This is a genomic window from Nitrospinota bacterium, assembly GCA_016217735.1.
In the GTDB taxonomy this organism is placed as follows: Bacteria; Nitrospinota_A; UBA7883; order JACRGQ01; family JACRGQ01; genus JACRGQ01.
The window spans coordinates 45,043-65,458 of the sequence record JACRGQ010000052.1 but is presented as its reverse complement, the minus strand read 5'-3'; the positions used below and the strand labels follow the sequence as shown (position 1 = coordinate 65,458).

Here is a 20,416-nt window from a genome sequence, read left to right as displayed (position 1 = left end):
CCCAATACCATGAGGAGAGCGCTCTGCACCGCCGTTTTGCTGTTCATGACGGCATGCGACTCTCCAAAGGTTAATAGCGGGCCGGTTCCGACGGCCGCTTCCAAAGCACCGAAAGAAACCCCCGTCCGGGGCGATATGCTGGTGGAAGCCTCCATCGGCGATGCCAGCAACCTCATCCCTATGCTTTCGGCGGACGCCGCTTCCATGTCCATCTCCGGCCTCATCTATAACGGACTGGTGCAGTACAATCCCAAATGGGAAATCGAGGGGGACTTGGCGGAGAGCTGGGAAATAAAGGACAGCGGCAAAACCATCGTCTTCCACCTGCGCAAAGGGGTTAAGTGGCACGACGGCGCCCCCTTCACCAGCGCCGACGTGATGTTCGGTTACAAGACCATCATCCAGCCGGGCACCCGCACCGCGTATGCCGAACCGTATATGCAGGTGAAAAGCGCCGAAGCGCCGGACGACCACACCTTCATCGTCCATTACGAAAAGCCGTATGCCCCCGCCCTCGAATCGTGGGGTTCGCTCCCGGTGCTTCCCAAACACCTTCTCGAAGGGAAAGACATCAACAATTCGCCGCTCTCACGCAAGCCGGTCGGCACCGGCCCGTACAAGTTCGTGGAGTGGGCCGCCCAAGAGCGGATCATCCTCGAGGCGAATAAGGAGTACTTTAAAGGGGAGCCATACCTCACCCGCTACGCCTACCGGATCGTGCCGGACAGCGCCACGCAGTTCCTCGAACTCAAGGCCGGTTCCATCGACATGATGGCGTTGAACCCCGTCCAGTACGCCCGCCAGACCAATAACGCGGAGTTCGAGAAAAATTTCCAGAAGTTCAAGTACGTGGCTAACGCCTACACCTACATGGGCTACAATTTCCAGCGCCCGCTCTTCAAGGACAAGCGGGTGCGCAAGGCCATCGCCTACGCCGTGGACAAAAACGAGATCATACAGGGGGCGCTGATGGGGCTTGGCAAGCCGGCCGCCGTCCCTTACAAACCGGGCACCTGGATGTATAACCCGAAAGTGCAGACCTATCCCTTCGATTCCGCCAAGGCGCAACAGCTTCTAGCCGAAGCGGGCTGGACGCAAAAGGACACGGATGGCATCCTGATGAAGGATGGCAAGCGGTTTGAGTTCGAGATCATCACCAATCAGGGAAACGACAAGCGCAAAAAGGCGGCGGAGATCATCCAGCAACGGCTGAAAGCCGTCGGCATCGGCGTGAAATTCCGGGTGATCGAGTGGTCGAGCTTCCTCAAGGAGTTCATCAACAAGCGGAACTTCGACGTCTGCCTGCTTGGCTGGACCACGGGGCCGGAGCCGGACCAGTACGAGATATGGCACTCATCCAAGACGAAAGAGCAGGAACTGAACTTCATCTCCTTTAAGAACGAAGAGGTGGACATCCTGCTTGAACAGGGCCGCCGCACATTCGACCAAAGCGAGCGCAAGAATATCTACGACCACTTCCAGGATATATTGGCGGAAGAACAGCCCTACCTGTTCCTCTACTACGAGGAGGCGCTGCCGGCCGTTTCGGCCCGCATCAAAGGGATCGAACTCCACGAATCAACCATGGGCATCGGCTACGAATGGCCGGTGAAATGGTACGTTCCCAAACCGCTGCAAAAGTACGCCATGCAGCCATGAGCCGGCCGCGCGTCCTCGCCATCATCCCCGCCCGCTACGCATCCACCCGCTTCCCCGGCAAGCCGCTGGCGCTGCTCAAGGGAAAAGAGATCATCCTGCATGTCGCCGCGCGCGCCGCACAATGCAAAACGGTGGACGACACGGTGGTGGCAACCGACGACCAACGCATTTTCGACGTGGTGGTCAAGGGCGGCTTTAAGGCCGTCATGACGAGGCCGGATCATGTGTGCGGCACCGACCGGATCGCCGAGGCGGCCGAAAAAAACGATGCGGATATCATCGTCAATATCCAGGGGGATGAGCCGATGATTGATACCGCATCGGTGGACCGCGCGGTGCAGGCGCTGCTGGACGAGCCGGCGCTGGATGTCGCCACGCTGGCGGTGCCGATCACGCACGGCGGGGAATTTGAAAATCCCAACGCCGTCAAGGTGGTGATGGACAACCGGGGAAACGCGCTCTATTTCTCCCGCGCCCCCATCCCCCACAACCGGGGAAAGCTGGAAAATCCCCCCCGCCACAAACATTTAGGTTTGTATGTCTATCGCAAGACGTTTTTGATAAAATTCTCCCGGATGGAACCGGGGATACTGGAACAGGCCGAACAGTTGGAACAACTCCGGATTCTCCAAAACGGGGTGAACATACGGGTGATCGTAACCGGCAAAGACAGCATCGGTATCGATACACCCGGGGATCTCAAACGGGCGGAGGCGTTGACGCATGTCTAAATTCATATTCGTCACGGGCGGGGTTCTTTCATCGCTGGGCAAGGGGCTTTCATCCGCCTCCATCGGCGCGCTGCTGGAGGCCAACGGGCTGAAAGTCACCTTCATCAAGCTCGACCCCTATATCAACGTGGATCCAGGAACCATGAGCCCCTACCAGCATGGCGAGGTTTTCGTCACCGACGACGGCGCCGAAACCGACCTCGATCTCGGCCACTACGAACGCTTCGTCACCACCCGGATGGGAAAAGTCAACAACGTCACCACCGGCAGAATTTACGACACCGTCATCCGCGCCGAACGCGAAGGGAAATACCTGGGCAAAACGGTGCAGGTCATCCCGCACATCACTGATGAAATCAAAAAACGGATCCATGATGCCGCCAAAGGGTACGACATTATTATCTGCGAAATCGGCGGCACCGTCGGCGACATCGAATCGCTTCCATTCCTCGAAGCAATCCGCCAATTCAAGTTCGACGTGGGGGAACGGGACATCGCGTATATCCATGTGGCGCTGGTGCCGTATATCAAATCCGCCCACGAGCTGAAAAGCAAGCCGACACAGCACTCGGTGAAAGAACTGCGCGAGATCGGCATCCAGCCCGACCTCTTGCTCTGCCGCACCGAAATACCGATCCCGGACGAGATGAAAAAGAAAATATCTCTCTTTTGCAACGTGCGGCACGAGCGGGTGATAAACGCCATCGACGTGAAAAGCATCTATGAACTGCCGCTGGTGTTCCATGAGGAACGGGTTGATGAAATCCTCATGCACCTGCTCGATATTAAAGTGGAAAAGAAGGATCCCGCGCAGTGGCGGCGGATCGTCGACACCGTGCTGCGCCCGCCGCAGCGGGTAACCATCGCGGTGGCCGGCAAATACGTCGAATTGCAGGAATCGTACAAAAGCCTCGCGGAGGCGCTCACCCACGGCGGCATAGCGAACAACTCCGGCATCGACATCCGCTGGATCGACAGCGAACAGGTGACATGGGAAAACGCCGAAACCGTTTTCGCCGGTTGCGGCGGCATTTTGGTGCCGGGCGGATTCGGTACCCGCGGCGCGGAAGGGAAAATCACCGCCGTGCGCCTCGCGCGCGAACGGAAAATCCCTTTCTTCGGCATCTGCCTCGGCATGCACTGCGTGGTTATCGAATACGCCCGCAACGTCTGCGGCATCAAGGATGCCAGCAGCAGCGAATTCGCGCCGGACGGCAAACATTCGGTGATCGACCTGATGCCGGACCAGAAAGGGCGGGTGATGGGCGGCACCATGAGGCTGGGAAACTACCCCTGCATCCTGCGCAAGAACAGCCACGCCCACCGCGCCTACGGCGCCGAGGAAATCAACGAACGGCACCGGCACCGCTACGAATTCAACAACAAGTACCGGATGCAGCTCGAAGAGGCGGGGCTGGTCATCAGCGGCCTTTCGCCGGACGGCAACCTGGTGGAGATCGTCGAGATCAAGGACCACCCTTGGTTCCTTTCCGGCCAGTTCCACCCCGAGTTCAAATCGTCGCCGCTGAACCCGCACCCGCTCTTCACGGCGTTCATCGGGGCGGCCATTAAATCGGAATACCTGCTGTGACGCATCACGCGCAACGCATTGTGGAAGCGCGCGGGGTGCGCATCGGCAACCCCCTTGCCTTCACGCTTATTGCCGGACCCTGCGTGATCGAGGACGAAAAGAGCGCCCTCCACGCCGCGGAACTGCTGAAGAACATAACCGCCGAACTCGGCATCGGCCTCGTTTACAAGTCGAGTTTTGACAAGGCGAACCGCTCATCCATAAAATCGTTCCGCGGTATCGGCATGAAAGAGGGACTGCGGATTCTCAACAAAGTACGCGAGACCTTCGACGTGCCGGTGATATCGGATGTGCATGCCGAAGAGGAAATCCCGGAGGCGGGCGCGGCGCTGGACTTCATTCAGATACCGGCCTTCCTCTGCCGCCAGACCGATCTTCTGATCGCCGCCGCTAAAACCGGCAAGGCCGTAAACGTGAAAAAAGGGCAGTTTATGGCCCCGTGGGATATGGCGAAGGCCGCGGAAAAGCTGACCGAGAGTGGCAACGAACAGATCATGCTCACCGAGCGCGGCACCACCTTCGGTTACAATAATCTGGTAAATGACTTTCGCGGCCTGCAAATCATGGCGCAGTTCGGATTCCCGGTGGTTTATGACGCCACTCACAGTGTGCAGTTGCCGAGCGCCAGAGGGGAAAGCTCCGGCGGCGAACGGAAATTCGTGCCCGCCTTGAGCCGCGCGGCCGTCGCCGTGGGGGTTGCCGCTGTTTTTATGGAAGTACACCCCAATCCGGATACCGCTCCATGCGACGGCCCAAACATGCTTTTTATGAAAGACCTGCCGAACCTGCTGAAAGACCTTCAGGTGATTGACCGGCTCGTTAAACGCCTGTAGGCCGCTGGCCGGATGCCGCGCTGATTTTCATTTAAAAAAGTAATGACAGCGGAACAATTCCTGTTACAATTATCAATCTATCATCGCTTTCTTGGGTAAATACCGAGGGATGCGGGTAATGTCGGGACGTGGCTCAGCCTGGTAGAGTACACGCTTGGGGTGCGTGGGGTCGTGGGTTCAAATCCCGCCGTCCCGACCATTTTTTTTCAACGGCTTAACCCCCAAAAAGGCACGGGATGGCCCTTCAGGCAAGAAGCCGAAAATGCTTGAGTGTGGCCAGTTCAGCTATTATCTTAAAATTGGCTTCAAATGTTTAATATATTCTGTCCTGCTCCGCAGCGATAATGTCGTCTGCCTTATGCTTAAGTCCATACCCACCGCTTTTTCCTGTTCCAATTACCGACTATTGCTTTTTCCGGGCTATTGACATAGCATAAAATGATTAGAACGTTATGTGGAACCATGCACAAAAGGAGGAGAAAAGAAGAGAGGAGAATAAATTTTCCAGCGTTAGAGGGTGAAGTATCCGCTTTTTAATATTTGACTATGGGGAAGATGAAGAACATGAAGAAAATTCTTTTAGTAATCGCGGCGATGGTAATGGTGCTTGCCGCAAGCAGCACCACTTTTGCAGAGAGCAAGAAGGCGGCGGCCGCGCCCGCAGCAAAGCCGGCGGCGGCCCCGGCGGCGGCTCCGGTTGCGCCGATGTACTGGGACAAATGGGAACGGGGAACGGCGGACGGCATTGTTCCTCCCTGCGGCGTCAACGTTCTGCCGCTTGGCGGGGATGATATCCTCCAGGCGACCGTTGATACCTACTGTGCCGTGAAACCCGGCAAATACATCTCCTTTATCAATCCCGCCGCGATAAAGGTGTACAAAGCGCGCGGCACGAACTACCCGGACGGCAAGACCGGCGTTCTGGTGTTCAGGGAAATCGGCGTTGCTTTCTCGACCGATCACAAAGGGGGCAAGCCGGTTTATGACGTGATTTCGCTGAAAGACGGCAGCTCCGCCGCCTCGAAGGAACCCGGCCATCCGCTGAATCCCGAAGTCTGCGCCAAATGCCACATCGGTTTTAAAGGCACCTGCAAAGGCTTTGTCTGCGGAAACAGAAACGGATAACGCGTTTCACCGAACGAAACGGTTTATAAAAAATCCCCGGCAGCGCATGCTCCCGGGGATTTTTTTTACGGGAAACCGGCGCACCGTGTTTCGACGCGGTCTTTGTCAAACTTTCAGGGTGAGGAACTTTTTCAGGCGGGCGCGTTCTATCCCTTTTTTAAGTTCCGCGATGCCCGCCGCAGCGCTCTCGCGTCCCTTCTGAATGAAGGCCGCCGATTTCTTGAAATCCCACCAATCCATTTTGCGCATATCGGGGCGGATCACATAATCGGCGTCTTTCAGCTCCATTTCCGAAAGCGTGATGCGCGTCGCCATGTTCGAACGAAGCACCACTTCCAGCCCGTTGCCCGGATCCGGCGCGTCCAGCATATCCTGCGATATGTCTATGGCAACCACAAAATCGGCCCCCATCTCGCGCAGCAGGCGCACCGGATTTTGCATGCTCCAACTCCCGTCAACCAGGCGCACACCGTCCCAAGCTATCGGCGGAAAAAATCCGGGTATGGAACAGGTGGCGGCGATAGCCCGGCGCAACGGCCCCTTGGTAAGAAAATAGGGGCGGCTGTTCACGATATCGGTCGCCACGCAGGCGAAGGGAATCTTGCTGTCTTCGATATTAACATCCGGCACCATCTTCGCCAGCAGCGATTCAAGGCGGTTCACCGAAAGATACGACAGTTGCGTCATCGAAACGCTGTAAAAGAGCGACTTGCGGAACGTTCTGAGCATGCGGCGGAAAATGCCGCGGCGCTCGTCCTCTGCGCGCTCGCGAACCAGAATATCCCCCCGCAGGTCGGAAAAATCCTCGCCTTTTAAAAAGGCAAGCACGATCCGTTCCACCTCTTCAATATCGAGGGAAAGCGCGTACAGCGCGCCAATGAGCGCTCCCACGCTGGCTCCCGCAACCATGTCGGGCCGCAGTCCGGCCCCTTCCATTTCGCGCAACACCCCCAGGTGCGTCATGCCGCGGGCCGCCCCGCCGCTCAGGCAGAGCCCAACCTTGAAAGGATTTTCGAATATCACGGGTAATTCCCTTAGTTGGTGTAGGCCGCTTCCATCTCTTTGCGGTATTTTTCCTCAATCACATGCCGCTTCAGTTTCAGCGAGGTGGTGAGCAGGCCGTTATCGGGCAACCAGCTTTCGTCCACCAATATAAGCCGTTTTACCCGTACATAGCCGGGAAAACCGGTCAGGCGCGCGTTTACCGCCGCCATCAGCGCCTCTTCAAATTTCCCGCCATGCGGAGGGTGCTCGCCTTCGTACGCAAAGCCATTTTCAGCGGCGAACTGCCGCAGCTTGTCCGGGAGCGGCTTGGCCAGCAGCAGCAAAAACGGCTTCTGCTCGCCGTAAATCATAAGGTTCTCGAAAATGCCCATCGCCTTGATCTCGGCTTCCACCCGGTCGGGCGGCACTTTTTCGCCGTTCGACATGACGATGATCTGCTTGAGCCTGCCGGTGATCTTCAGATGGCCGTTGGTGATCTCACCCACGTCACCGGTGTGTACCCACCCTTCGGCATCGATAATTTGGCGGGTCGCCCCTTCATTGTTCCAGTACCCCTTCATCATGCCGGGGGTTTTGGCGATGATTTCGCCGTTTTCCACGATCCGAATCTCCACATCGTCCAGCGGCGGGCCAACCGTATCCCCCCGGTTGTTTCCTTCGCGGTTGCAGCTCAGCACCGGGCTGGTCTCCGTCAAGCCGTACCCCTGTATCACCGGAAGGCCGATCGCCACGAAAAGCCGCCAGATGTATTCCGGCAGCGCCGCGCCGCCAGAGACCGCCAACCGTAGCCGCCCTCCCATTTTCCCCAGAATTTTTTTGCCGACGATACCATTGAACAACGGATTGAGCAGGAAAAGCGGCGACCACGGCCCCCGCCCCTGCCCGTGCAAGAACGCGCCGTAACCGATGTTGACCGCCGTTTTGAATATCCACTTTTTCACGGGAGAAGCCTTCGCCACTTCGTCCGTCACCCGCTCGTAAATACGCTGGAATACCAGCGGCACCGTGACTATCACCGTTGGCCGCTGCGTAAGAAGATCTTCAGCGACACTGCGGACGTTGCGGGCATAAACCACCGAGGATCCCGCCATGACCGGCAGGTAATAACCAACCGTGCGTTCAAACATGTGGGTAAGCGGGAGGAACGAAAGGAAAAGGTCATCGGGCGTAACGGTGGCGGCGCGAAGACCGGCATGCGCATTCCAAAGAATGTTGCGGTGCGTCAACACCACACCTTTTGGCAGGCCGGTGGTGCCGGAAGTGTAGACGATAGTGGCGGGGGATTCCGGCGTAACGTCGTGGACATATATTCCAGAATCGTCGGTGCAAAGCCAGTCTTCGTAATACTTCACCCGCGGGTCGCGCGACGTATCCTTGAACCGGCGGATGATGAGCACCCGTCCAACAGTGGGGATGCGGTCATGAATTGGGCGCAGCGAATCCCAGGTATCGGAATCCTCCACCACCAGCAGCCTCATCCGCGAGTCGTTTATTATGTGGACGATGTTATCGTGCGAGTCCTTGATGAAAATGGGCACCACCACAAGGCCCGAGGCAAGCGCCGCCATGTCGCAGAGTACCCACTCCATCGAGTTGCGCACCATAAGCCCAATGCGGTCGCCCGGCATCAACCCTTCGTTTTCCAGGGCGCCCTGCCAGCAACTTGCGTCGCGGTTCATGCCGCCCCAGGTCTTTTCCACCCACACGCCGCGCGGTTCGTCATACTGGCGGTAAGCCATCTTGCCGGGGTTTTTTTTAATACGCAGTTCGAAAAGGCCGGCTATCGTACCCGCTTCTTTATAGTCGATATAATCCGTCGTCTGTTTCATGGCATCTCCTTACAGGGCGTTCCAGCCCGCATCCGGCGCGAAACGGGGGCCGTATTTAGTCCGCAACTCCTCAAGGCGCGCGGTCAGCGCCGCCTTCCCCGCCGCGCGCGCGTGGCGCAACGGCCCGCCGCGAAACGGCGCGAAGCCGCTGCCAAAGACCATCCCGGCATCAATAAGGTCGGCGTCGGCCACGATCCCTTCGCGCAGGCAGGCGACACACTCGTTGACATAACGCAGCATCAGCCGATCGGTAATTTCCTTCATTTCCGGTGTAGCCGGCCCCGCCGCCGTCCGCACTTTCCCGGAGCGGTGGTCGTAATACCCCTGACCGCTCTTGACGCCAAGCTTGCCGTCCTTCACCATGCTTTCAAGCTTCGGGGGCATCTCCGCGCCAAACTTCTCCTTGAAGATATGCCCAACGTGATAACAGATATCAAGTCCCACCGTGTCACCCAGCAACAGCGGTCCCATCGGCATGCCAAACCGCACCGCCGCCGCGTCGATGACGGCCGCTGGTATTCCTTCTGATTCCATCATCATCGCTTCCATAAGGTACGGCATCAACACACGATTCACAAGGAAACCGGGACTGCTTTTCACCGGCACCGGCAGCTTGCCGATGGCCCCCACATAGGCGAAGGCCGCTTCCAGCGCCGCCGCGCCGGTTCCCGCACCTTGCACCACTTCCACCAACGGCATCTGCGGCACCGGATTGAAAAAATGAATGCCGACCAGCCGCTCCGGGCGGGCCAGCGTGGCAGCCATCTCTTCCAGCGGGATGCTGGAGGTGTTGGTGGCAAGCACCGCTCCGGACTTCATCACCGGCTCCAGCCGCGCGAACATCTCGCGCTTCACCTTCAGGTCTTCAAACACCGCTTCGATGACGATGTCGGCGGAAGCCGCGCCCGCGCCGGACGGATCGGGTATCAGCCGGTCGAGCGCCAACTGCACCAGCCGGGGTTCTTTCAGCTTCTTTTTGAACAGGGCCGCCGCCCGCTTGATGGCGGGGGCGATGAACTTCGTTTCGCGGTCCTGCAACGTGACGGTGAGGCCGCGCAACGCGCTCCACGCCGCGATGTCTCCTCCCATTGCGCCAGCCCCGACGACGTGGAGCCGCTTCACCGGCTGCGCGCTCTTTTTCGCGAAGCCCTTGAGACGATCCTGCAATTGAAAAAGCCGCACGAGGTTCTGGGCCGTATCGCCCACGATGAGGCGCGAGACTGAACGGGCCTCTTCCTCCATCATCCGCCGCTCGTCGCCGCCATACCGCGCCCAAAGGTCAATCATGGCGAACGGCGCGGGATACTGGCCCGGATCCGCCTTCTCCGCCGTTTTCTTGCGCATCATCCCGGCGGTAATCCCGCGCAGAATCGGCAATCCGGCAATCGCCTGCATCCCGCCCGCTTTGTGCGGCGGGGCATTCTTTTTTATCAAGGAAAGCGCGGCGGCCTTCAGGTGCCGATCCGGCGCGGTCATATCGACCAGCCCGGCCTTCTTCGCGGCCTTCGCGCTGAAGCTGCGGCCGGTAAGCATCATTTCCAAGCCGGAGATTCCCCCCATCACCCGCGTGGCGCGCACCGTGCCGCCAAAACCGGGATGGATGCCAAGCTTTACCTCCGGCAGGCCAAGTTGCGTTTTTTCGTCGGTGGAGGCAACGCGGTAGCGGCAGGCAAGCGCCAGTTCCATGCCGCCGCCGAGGCAGAAGCCGTGGATAAGCGCCACTGTGGGGAACGGCATCTTTTCAATACGGGTAAAAACCTCCTGCCTCCGGCGGATGAGCGCCAGCGCGGAGGCTTCATCGGTCACCTTGGTGAACTCGTTTACATCGGCCCCGGCGATGAAGCCGCTTTTTTTGGCGGAATATATGACGAGCGCGGAAGACTTTTGCGATTCGATATGCGTGAGCGCCCCGTCCAGTTCCAGCAACACATCGGATGAGAGGACATTGGCGCTGGCATCGGCCTTGTCCAGCGCCAGCCACGCAACGCTCTGTGCGTCCATTTCCAGCTTGAAGTGCTTAAACGTTTTATCCATCGGCCCGCTCCACGTTTTCCACCAACACCGCGCCCCCCTGCCCGCCGCCGATGCAAAGCGACGCAATGCCTTTCCGCGCGCCGTTGCGGCGCAGCGTGTTGAGCAGGTGCAACGTAAGGCGCGCGCCGCTGGCGCCGACCGGATGGCCGATGCTCACGCCGCCGCCGTCGACGTTGATGTTCTTCATATCGAGAGGGCCGAGGCCTGCGGCGAAACCGCCTATTTCGTTCTTCATATAGCTCCCATCGTTCCACGCCCGCAGACAGGCCAGCACCTGCGTGGCGAACGCCTCGTTAATTTCGATGTTGCCAAGGTCGGCGGTGGTAAGGCCGTTGCGCCCCAAAATCCCGGCCATCGCATGCACCGGCCCCAGCCCCATCTGCGCCGGATCCACCCCCGCCCACTCGAAATCGAGCAGCTTGCCCAACACTGGCAGACTGTGCTTTTTCACAGCCGCGCCGCTGGCAAGCAGAAGCGCCGCCGCGCCATCAGTGAGTTGCGCGCTGTTGCCGGCGGTCACTTTGCCCAGCTTCGGATCGAACACCGGCTTGAGTTTTGCAAGCTTCTCCATATCGCTGTCGCGCCGCACCCCGTCGTCGAAATCGTACACGTTCCCCGCCGCATCGATCAGCGGCGACAGTTCACCGTCAAAACGTTTTTCGTCGGTGGCGGCCGCCAGCCGGCGGTGGCTTTCCACCGAGAACGCGTCCATCTCTTCGCGGCTGATGCCAAAGCGGTGGGCAAGAATTTCGGCGGTCTGTCCCATGTTGAGGCCGACGACATGATCCGTCAGCCCTTGCAATACGCCGAGCACCGGTTTCAGATAGGCGGGCCGCATTTTCATCAATACAGAGAGGCGCGCGCCAAAGCCGCGCGCCTTGCCCCACGCCACCAGCCATTCAACCATTTCCGGCGTGTGGAGCAGCGGGTAGCGGCTCATCGCCTCCGTCCCGCCGGCCAACACCAGTTCGGCGCGCCCCATGGCGATATCTTTCGAGGCGCAATCAAGCGCCTGCATGCCGGAAGCGCAGTTGCGGTTCACGGTGAAAGCGGGAACTTTTTTTCCACACCCCAAACGAAGCGAGATGACCCGCGCGATGTTCGCCTCGGTCGCATCGGGAAACACGGAGCCGATCACCACTTCGTCCAGGGCCTCGGGCGAAAACGGCATCGTCAACAGAAGTTGCCGCCCCGCCTCAACCGCGAGGTCGGACGCGGAGAACACGCCGCGGTTCCCCTTCGCTTTTAAAAACGGCGTGCGGCGTCCGGCCACCACGTAGACGGGGCGGAGGTTGGCGAAACTACTTCCCATTGCGTTTGCTCCAATAATCCACGGGGAAATCGTCAACCATGATCACCTCGCGGCGCGCCACGTTGGCGGCCTCAATGGCGGCTTTTTCATCCGCGGTGATAATGCCGGCTTTCAGGGCCTCTTCGATGCGCTCGGCCTCGCCGCGCGCGGTGATCCGCTTGTCTTTCACGGCGTGGCTTACCTTCCGCTCCACATCTTCGGCCTTGACCGATTTCAGCAGCGCATCCTCGATTCTTCCCAGTTGCTCGTTCATGTTTTCGCATCTGTGGATGCCGTTGGTGAGGCGGTCGCGCGTGTCGGAGAGGCTTTGCAGTGTCTCGGCGGCTTTGGCCCCCAGCCTGTCCGACGGCGGATTAAACGGCTTGCCGAACGGGAATATAAGCAGCTTGAGCAGACACGCCGCCGCGCGGCTGGGCAGGTTTTGCAGAAATCCGGCAAGCGCCTCCTGCGCACGGTAGAGTGCGTCTTCGATCGCCCAGCCGACAAGCGGCAGGTCCTCTTTCGGCATGTGGTCGTCGGCATAACGTTTCAGCGTGGCGCTGGCGATATAAAGATTGCTCACAATATCGGCCAGCCGCCCGGCCAGTTTTTCCTTCCTCTTGAGATTCCCGCCGAGCGTCAGCATCGCCATGTCACCGGCGATGGCGAACGCCGCGCTTAACCGTCCAATGCGGCGGTAGTAGACCGCCAGCGGCCCCTCCACCGGCGACGGCAGAAACACGCCGCCGGTTATCGCGGAAACAAACGCCCGTACGCCGACGGAGAAGGTGAACCCAACGTGGCCGAAAAACGCCTTGTCGAACGCCGCGATTCCCCGCGCCGTGTCTTTATCAGCGGTGGCTTCCATTTCTTTCAGCACCCAGGGATGGGCGCGGATAATCCCCTGCCCGAAGACGATCAGCGTGCGGGTAAGGATGTTCGCCCCTTCCACCGTGATGCTGACCGGCAGGCCCTGGTACAAGCGCCCCATGAAGTTACGCGGGCCGAGCACGATGGCGGCCCCGCCCTGCACGTCCATGGCGTGGTTGACCACCTCACGGCACCGCTCGGTGAGGCTGTATTTCGATATGGCGGAGGCGAGCGATGGGGCCTCCCCCTGGTTGATCGCGTTAACGGTGAAAAGCCGCGCCGAATCCAGCCCGTAGGTAAGGCCGGCCATTTGCGCCAACGCCTCTTCCACCCCTTCGAACTTTGCCACCGGCATGCGGAACTGCCGCCGTATCCGGGCATACGCCCCCACGCCCCGGCAGGCGACCTTCGACGAAGCGGCGCTGACCGCGGGGAGCGATATGCCGCGTCCGATGCCGAGCCGCTCCATCAACATCCGCCATCCCTGTCCGGCGTAATCCTTGCCGCCGACGATGTAGTCCAGCGGAACGAAAACGTCTTTGCCCCAGATGGGGCCGTTGAGGAACGGGATGCTCAGCGGGTCGTGCCGCGGCCCGATGGTGATTCCCTTGGTATTGGTCGGTATCAGCGCGACGGTGATGCCGGGATATTCATTGTCCCCCATCAGCTTGTTGGGATCATAAAGATGGAAAGCCAACCCCATCACGGTGGCGTTCGACGAGAGCGTGATGTAGCGTTTCTCCCAGTTCATCCGGATGCCGATTATCTCTTTGCCTTCAAAAATTCCTTTTTCCACGATGCCGTTCGCCTTGATGCTGGTGGCATCACTCCCCGCTTCCGGCTCGGTGAGCGCGAAACAGGGAATCTCGGTGCCGATGGCGAGGCCCGGCAGATAGCGGTTTTTCTGTTCCGGTGTGCCGTAGTGGAGCAGCAGCTCGGCTGGTCCGAGTGAATTGGGCACCATGACCGTTATTCCGGCGGTGCCGCTTTTGCTGGCGACCTTCATCACCACTTCGCTGTGCCCCAGCGCCGAGAAATCAAGGCCGCCGTATTCCTTCGTGATGATCATCCCGAAGAATTTTTCCTTCTTGAGGAAGTCCCACACCTTCGGCGGCAGGTCGTGCAGGCGGTCGGTTATCTCCCAATCGTCGAGCATATCGCACAACTGTTCCACCGGACCGTCGAGAAACGCCTGCTCCTCCGCCGTCAGTGTTGGCTTCGGGATGGCATGCAGCGCCTTCCAGTCCGGCTTGCCGGCGAAAAGATGTTTTTCCCAGTAGACCGTGCCGGCATCCAGCGCCTCGCGCTCGGTCTTTGAAATGGGGGGCATGATTTTTTTGAAAATGCCGAGAATGGCGGGGGTTAGCAGCGCGCGGCGCAGCGGCGGCAGATTCAGCACCAGCGCCACGACGGTATAAAACGCCCATACGGCGATGAGACCCGGAGATGCCGGCCCGCCACCAATGCTTTCGGCGGTCAGCAGCGCATAGCCGAGCAGCGTCGCGGCGGCAATGCCCATTTGGAAATAAAGGATGATAAGAAGAGCGAATAAGGCAACCAACGTCCATAGAATGCAGTACATTCAGTGTTCCCTTTCTGTAGGCTTGGCTTAATACTACTACAAAACGGAACCGCTTTTCGGCGGGTATTATCAGGCGGCGGGATATGTTATCGCTTGCCGAAGGCCGGGCTTTCGGCGCGCCAGTCGCGTTGCTTCACGGCGGCATTAATCCGGGCGATCTCCGGCTTCACATCCAGTATCGCCATCGCGTTTGTGAAATTCATGGCAAGCCCCGCGTTGGACATCTCATCAAAAAGCCGCGCCATCATTTCCATGTCGGCGGCGGTATCAACGGTCAGACGGAAATCCCGCTGCATCCATACCGGCGGCATGAGGGAATTTATCCTGAAACTATCGGGGTGTTCGTGGATATACGGCGTAACATGCTCGCGGCAATAGGGCGCCGTGGCTTCCCGGTGCATCAGATCCAATGAACGGCGGCTGATGACCTCGCCCACGGAGCCGAGGGGATACTGGACGCCGTTGGTAAGGTCGGCCCCCGTTTCGATGTGCGATTCGATCATGCGATCCATGAACTCCGCAGCCACCAGCGGGCTGTCGGCGCAGAGGCGTATCACCGGGTCGGCTTTAAGCGCGGTTGCCGCAAGGTGGTAACGGGCGAGCACGTCATCCACCGGGCCGCGGACACAGGGAACCCCCAGGCTTTCCATGTAGGCGCAGAGTATATCCTCTTCCGGCAAATCCGGCACGGCGACGGCGATGGCGGCGGCGTTCGCGAAAGAACGCGCCCCCTCGATAAGCCAACCGATCAGCGGCGTACCATCGATAAGATGCATGGTTTTGCCGGGAAAACGGGTGCTCCCCATACGAGCCTGGATGATAACAACCGGATTGTTGGGAACGCTCATCTCTTCCGCCGGCGAAAATGCACTTTTTTCCCGCCGTTATCAGCGGAATGGTAGATGGCAAGAATCAGTTCCAGCGCATCGCGCGCCTCCGTGCCGCTCGATACCGGCTCGCGCCCGCCGTCAATGGCGCGCACCAGCTCCCGCACGCAGCCGATGAAACTGTTTTCCCGTTTGCGCGGATTTTTGAACGGGGCGGAGGCCAGCTCGTGAAAACCGGTGTAGTGGCGGCTGGTGAAATTTTGAAAGGCGTGAATGCCGCCGTTACCGATAACGATGCGGCCGTTTTCAAATTGCATGTCGAGATCGAACTTGAAATAATTCCGTTCCCCTCCCCCTTCCACAAACACCGTGACGCCGCTGTGGAGCATGATAATGCCGCCGGCGGCGGTCTCGACGTTCCGCTTGCCGTGGGGACGCTTGTCGAACCCCATCACCCACGCGGCGGGGCCGCCAAAGTGGAGTACCAGGTCCATCAGGTGGGTGCCGTCGTGCAGCAGCGTGCCGCCGATGTATTTATTCCGCGGAAGCTTCGGCGGCGGCAATGAAAGCGCCTGCGCGAAAATGGTTTTGAGCGCGCCCATCTCCTTTTTCTCCACGATCTCCTTCACGCGCGAGAAATCGCTGTCGAACCGCCGCTCGTGCCCCACCAGCAGCTTAATGCCGCGTTTTTTGCACGCGGTTATAATCCGGCCGGCCTCCTTGAGGTCGGCGGTAATCGGCTTTTCAAGGTAAATCCCTTTCACATGCGGATTTTTCGCCGCCGCAAGCGCCACGGCGCAATGCGATTCCGTCCATGTGGCGATGCTGACGATGTCGATATCCTCCCGCGCCAGCATCTCGCGGTAATCACGGTAGCAGCGGCCGGCGGGAACGCGCCACTTGTCGCGGAATTTCGCCAGCCGCCAGCGGTCGATGTCGCACGCGGCGGTTATTTCCGTGCGCGGAAAAATGGCGTAGGCGCCGGCGTGCGTGGCCGGCTTCTCCCGTAGCGGGTCTTCCTCCAGCAGCGACGCGATACGGCCGCATCCCACCACGCCGACCTTGTACTTTTTGGGCATATTCAAACGTATCGGACGGCGGCGGACACCGGTTCAGCGCCTCCAGCCGCCGCCGGCACGGTAAACGCTTTCTTCGTAGCTGACCATGGTGAGGTTGTCCTCAAAATCGCCGATGCGCGCCGGAATATCGCCGTGCATCATTTCCAGGATAAGGCGCGGGAAATCGGCGCCGGCATTGATGGTGAGCTGTATCGCCCCGGAGAAACGGGGATTTACCTCGAAAAACGTGACGGTATCGCCATCCATCTTGCACTGAAGGTTCGCCGGCCCGATCAGCTTGAGGGCGCACGCGGCCTCTTCGGCCAGCCGCATCAGCGCGGGGTGCTTTTCGGTGCGCCCCTTGTCACACACGCCGGAGCGGATAACCATCCGCTGGCGCGGCACGATGGAGATGACCCGTCCGGCGAAATCGCACAACACGTCGATGGTGTACTCCTTGCCGGGAAGAAAACGCTGCACCACCGGATCATGCACATATTCAAGGAAGAAATCCAGCTCGCGCGCGCTATTGATAGGATAGGCGCTCACCGCCCCCCGCCCGGCGCGGGGCTTGATAAACAGCGGCAATACCGGCTTTTTTTGGCGCACCTCATCGGGAAGATAGGTCTCGGCCATCGGCAGGCCGTGGGATTTGAAAAAATGGTAGGTCTTGTACTTATCATTGCATATTTCGCCGATTTCTTCATCCACCACCGGGATGGTGACACCGGCGGCGGCGAATTCCTTCTTGTGGCGGCCAAACAACGGCAGTTCCTCGTCGATGGTGGGGATGAGGAGTCCAATTTCCTCTTTTTTACAGATATCCATTATGGCCGGTATATAGCCCGGCGCGTTGGAAAGCGGCGTGTTGTGATACCGGGGACAGAAAAACAGGGCGGGGGAAAGCGGATCGGTATCGGTGGCGATCACTTCGCCCGGGGTGCCGCTGGCCTTGAGCGCGTTCTGGAATCCGCGGATAAGCGCCACACGCCGCGAGGCCGCGGTTATCAAAACATTTATTTTCTTCCTGCCCATGTTCCCCTTTGCGCGTTACGGACGGCGCACCCCAACAAGACCATCCCGCCGATTGCGAATGCGAGAATTGTAGCAAAAAAGAGGGCCGGGCTTAAGAGGATTCTTCCCCACAATTCACCCGCCACGGCAACCGGGCTTTTGGGGCGGAATTCGTTATTCACGTTGTATATTTCCACCGGGCCGAAACGGAGCGCCCCCCGCAATACGTTCAGGTGTCCCGCGCCGGAGAGATTCCCCGCCAGCACGATCACCCTGTCGTAATGCCGCGCCAGCTTCCCCTCTTCTTCCGCCAAACGCGCCATCGCGGCGGGGGAAAAATTTCCGGCGTGCGGATACTCCACCACCGCCGCCGCCGGATAGCTGCCCCTGATGCTTTGCGCGAAGTGCGCGTGGGTGAGAATATCGGTATCGCCGCCAAAACCGCCCAGCGCGGCGGCGCAGGCGTCCAGCCGCTCCATCGAGGCGGAGCGGATGATAAGCGTCTTCATGTTCAGCCGAACCTCGTAAAAACCAGCTTTAGGGGAATGCGCGTCCGGGCGAAAAGCGCCGGATGCAAGGGCCGCCGTTCCCGCAACGCCGCGCCCGCCCCGCCGAACGCGGCGGCCATCGCGCGAAGATAAACGGTTGTCCCCTGCCAAAATGTTTCGCCGATGGCGTTGTATATAAGGTAGGCGGTCGCCATGCACATCGCCCACAGCGGATAGTGCCGCCAGACGATCCAGAACGCGTTGCGGGTGTAATAGAAGGCTCCCCGCCCGCTGGGCCGCCCCACGGGGCTCGACTTGTGGTAGGCCCGCACCGCCGGGGAGTGCAATATGGCGAATCCTTCCCGCAGCGCCCGCAGGGCATGATCCATTTCGTTGAAGTAGAGAAAGAACGGTTCCCACCAGTAACCCGCTTTTTCAAACACCGCGCGGCGGATGCCGGCGCCCGCGCCGTGATAGCCATACACTTCGGCAACAGCCGCGCCGGAAACCGGCTCTTCCTCAACGCCGGTGGCGGCATGCACGTCAAACGCCACGATCCCCGCTTCAGGATGCCGCTCGAAAATGGCCGCCATGCGGGTGATGGCATCGCGCGCGGGATAGCTGTCGGAGTCGAGAACCACGATGTACTCCCCCGCGGCCGCCTTGAAGCCGATGTTATAACCGGCGATACCGAGGTTTTCGCTTTGCGGCAGATAGCGGAATTGGGGAAAGCCGGCGGCCATCATCGCGGCGGTACCATCGGTGGAATTGTTATCCACGACGATCACCTCCAGCGGGGCGTGGTTTTCCAGCTTGAGGCGCTCCAGCGTGAAACGGAGGTCATCCCTCCTGTTCCAGGTGAGGATGACCACCGACACGGTTCCGGACTTTTTCATGTACCCCCAGAGCTATTTTTTTATTGCCACGATTATATCGGGTTTTGCCCCCCATTCTTTACCGCCCCCGCCCCCGCCACGAAGGGACTATTGCGCCCTCCCATCATAGTAACGGGCCTTTACGCCATCCCCCGCCTCCCGGTATGCGGCGGCGAGGTTGCGGTAATCGCCGGGGCCGGTGATCCCCGTCAGTGGCCAGTAATCGAACCGGCAGATAAACAGGGCGGTCAGAAACAGCGCCGCGAGATACGCTCCTTTGCGGGCGTTCCCCGCGCGCATCGCGCCGAAAAGAGCCGCCACACCCAGCGCCGCGAAAATGATGAAGAACGGAACAATGATTAGGCGGTAACGCTCCTGAATGGGGAAGATGAACACTCCCAGCGCCAGCGCGAAAGTAATAAGATAAAGCCAACGCGGCGCGCGTGGATCGCGCCACCCCTCCCACAGGCCGATGACCGCGAACGGAAAAACCAGCCCGAAGGTGACAAACGGCAGGTGCAGCACGTTTGAAAGCTCTTCCTTGAAAAGATAAATGTTGTAATTGGAGGGAATGGCGAAATCCCCGAAAAGCATCCGGAGCTTTTTGAAATAAAACGCGGCGTACGCCACGGGTTGATGCGCCACTTCGCCGAGAAACAGCCAAAGCCCTTTGAACGTGCCGCCGCCGCTTTCGGCCAATAGCCGCTCTTTGGCGGGAGTCGTGAGCCAAAGGTAACCGTACGCCCCATCAAGCACGTTGCCGCTTAAAAAGTGCGCCAGCGGCCCCGCATCGCCGCCCTCCCCCGGCCCCGGCAACGCCGCCATTACGGTAAAAGAACCGAGCGCGAACGCGGCGGCGCAAACGGCCGATTCACGCGTACGCCGCCGCACCGCCGAAAACAGCAATACCGCCAGCACCGCGCCCAAAAGCAGCGGGTAGGGGCGCGTCTCCATCAACAAGCCGGCGGCGGCGCCCGCCGCCGCGGCGAACGTCCACCGCCCCCCCTTCTCCATTTCGTCCAAGAGCGCAAGTACCACCACGGCCAAAAAAACCGCTATCACCTCACGCAACCAGACGCCCGCATAGAAAACAAAAGAAAGGTAAAAGGCGCAGAGGAAAAGCGCGGCCAGCGCGGCCCCTTCGCCAAACCAGCGGCGCGTGAGCCGCCAGACCATGAAAAACATCGCGCAATTGAGCAATGCCTGAAAAAGAAGCAGCGCCACCGGCGCGCGTCCGAACACCGTTTCAAAACCGGCGATGACAAGGGGATAGATCGCATGGAGCTGCCGCCGCGGCGCGCCGACGTACACCCCATCGGCCTCGATCACCCGCGCGTCGGCCAAAAAACGGGAACTGTCGAACGCCGCGTTATCGCGGAAAAATGTTTCCGGCGGCGAACCACGCTGTTCGAAAATGAACGCCGCCTGCAATCCGAACGAAAACGCCAGCAACACGGCGGCGGCAAGACCGTAACGCATTTCTTCCTTCCCCTTCAACCACATGGTTACCGTCGATTATAGCGGGAGCGGCCGCTGCCGCGCATATTACAAAAAGCGCATCTCCCCCTTGCACTTTCCGGCGCTTTGGGTTTTAATGGCCGTTC

The 20,416-nt window shown here is 59.6% G+C and carries 16 protein-coding genes and 1 tRNA gene; 6 read left to right on the top strand and 11 right to left on the bottom strand.

Annotated elements, in window-relative coordinates; genetic code table 11:
* Window positions 1-9 precede the first annotated feature (9 nt).
* The 6 genes from HZA03_08795 (at window position 10) to HZA03_08770 (ending at window position 5,939) form a co-directional block, all read left to right on the top strand.
* The gene (locus tag HZA03_08795; GenBank protein ID MBI5638051.1) at window positions 10-1,659 is read left to right on the top strand and encodes a peptide-binding protein; all 1,650 of its coding nucleotides are present in this window, start codon (window positions 10-12) and stop codon (window positions 1,657-1,659) included.
* Entirely contained in the window at window positions 1,656-2,390 is a 735-nt protein-coding gene (kdsB, locus tag HZA03_08790) for a 3-deoxy-manno-octulosonate cytidylyltransferase (GenBank protein MBI5638050.1), read from the top strand. The genes HZA03_08795 and kdsB overlap by 4 nt, the downstream gene beginning before the upstream one ends.
* The gene (locus HZA03_08785) at window positions 2,383-3,981 is read left to right on the top strand and encodes a CTP synthase (GenBank protein ID MBI5638049.1); all 1,599 of its coding nucleotides are present in this window, start codon (window positions 2,383-2,385) and stop codon (window positions 3,979-3,981) included. Before kdsB ends, HZA03_08785 begins: the two co-directional genes overlap by 8 nt.
* Window positions 3,978-4,814 carry a 3-deoxy-8-phosphooctulonate synthase gene (kdsA, locus tag HZA03_08780; GenBank protein ID MBI5638048.1) on the top strand — a complete coding sequence of 279 codons (837 nt, stop codon included), beginning with the start codon at window positions 3,978-3,980 and terminating at the stop codon, window positions 4,812-4,814. Before HZA03_08785 ends, kdsA begins: the two co-directional genes overlap by 4 nt.
* A 122-nt stretch (window positions 4,815-4,936) precedes the next feature.
* Window positions 4,937-5,013: transfer RNA gene (locus tag HZA03_08775), tRNA-Pro, on the top strand.
* Between the two features lie 347 nt (window positions 5,014-5,360).
* On the top strand, window positions 5,361-5,939 hold the full coding sequence (locus HZA03_08770; protein MBI5638047.1) for a hypothetical protein: 579 nt from the start codon (window positions 5,361-5,363) through the stop codon (window positions 5,937-5,939).
* Between the two features lie 105 nt (window positions 5,940-6,044).
* Here the strand turns inward: HZA03_08770 and HZA03_08765 are convergent, their stop codons facing one another.
* The 11 genes from HZA03_08765 to HZA03_08715 all read right to left on the bottom strand — a co-directional run bounded on the left by HZA03_08765 (window position 6,045) and on the right by HZA03_08715 (window position 20,315).
* A complete protein-coding gene (locus HZA03_08765) occupies window positions 6,045-6,962 on the bottom strand; it encodes a patatin-like phospholipase family protein (protein MBI5638046.1) in 918 nt (305 codons plus the stop codon).
* Window positions 6,963-6,973: 11 nt separating this feature from the next.
* A complete protein-coding gene (locus HZA03_08760) occupies window positions 6,974-8,773 on the bottom strand; it encodes a long-chain fatty acid--CoA ligase (protein ID MBI5638045.1) in 1,800 nt (599 codons plus the stop codon).
* A gap of 9 nt (window positions 8,774-8,782) precedes the next feature.
* The gene (locus tag HZA03_08755) at window positions 8,783-10,774 is read right to left on the bottom strand and encodes an enoyl-CoA hydratase/isomerase family protein (GenBank protein ID MBI5638044.1); all 1,992 of its coding nucleotides are present in this window, start codon (window positions 10,772-10,774) and stop codon (window positions 8,783-8,785) included.
* Window positions 10,775-10,799: 25 nt separating this feature from the next.
* A complete protein-coding gene (locus HZA03_08750) occupies window positions 10,800-12,119 on the bottom strand; it encodes an acetyl-CoA C-acetyltransferase (GenBank protein MBI5638043.1) in 1,320 nt (439 codons plus the stop codon).
* Window positions 12,109-14,550, bottom strand: coding sequence for an acyl-CoA dehydrogenase (locus HZA03_08745; protein ID MBI5638042.1), 2,442 nt, complete (start codon window positions 14,548-14,550; stop codon window positions 12,109-12,111). Before HZA03_08745 ends, HZA03_08750 begins: the two co-directional genes overlap by 11 nt.
* A gap of 86 nt (window positions 14,551-14,636) precedes the next feature.
* Window positions 14,637-15,398: an NTP transferase domain-containing protein gene (locus tag HZA03_08740; GenBank protein ID MBI5638041.1), complete on the bottom strand. Its 762-nt coding sequence runs from the start codon at window positions 15,396-15,398 to the stop codon at window positions 14,637-14,639.
* Window positions 15,395-16,456, bottom strand: coding sequence for a Gfo/Idh/MocA family oxidoreductase (locus HZA03_08735; protein MBI5638040.1), 1,062 nt, complete (start codon window positions 16,454-16,456; stop codon window positions 15,395-15,397). Before HZA03_08735 ends, HZA03_08740 begins: the two co-directional genes overlap by 4 nt.
* A 33-nt stretch (window positions 16,457-16,489) precedes the next feature.
* The gene (locus tag HZA03_08730; GenBank protein MBI5638039.1) at window positions 16,490-17,470 is read right to left on the bottom strand and encodes an ATP-grasp domain-containing protein; all 981 of its coding nucleotides are present in this window, start codon (window positions 17,468-17,470) and stop codon (window positions 16,490-16,492) included.
* Window positions 17,452-17,958, bottom strand: a complete 507-nt coding sequence (locus HZA03_08725) for a hypothetical protein (protein MBI5638038.1) — start codon at window positions 17,956-17,958, stop codon at window positions 17,452-17,454. The genes HZA03_08730 and HZA03_08725 overlap by 19 nt, the downstream gene beginning before the upstream one ends.
* A gap of 2 nt (window positions 17,959-17,960) precedes the next feature.
* A complete protein-coding gene (locus HZA03_08720) occupies window positions 17,961-18,833 on the bottom strand; it encodes a glycosyltransferase family 2 protein (protein MBI5638037.1) in 873 nt (290 codons plus the stop codon).
* Between the two features lie 87 nt (window positions 18,834-18,920).
* On the bottom strand, window positions 18,921-20,315 hold the full coding sequence (locus tag HZA03_08715; protein ID MBI5638036.1) for a glycosyltransferase family 39 protein: 1,395 nt from the start codon (window positions 20,313-20,315) through the stop codon (window positions 18,921-18,923).
* Window positions 20,316-20,416: the final 101 nt, after the last annotated feature.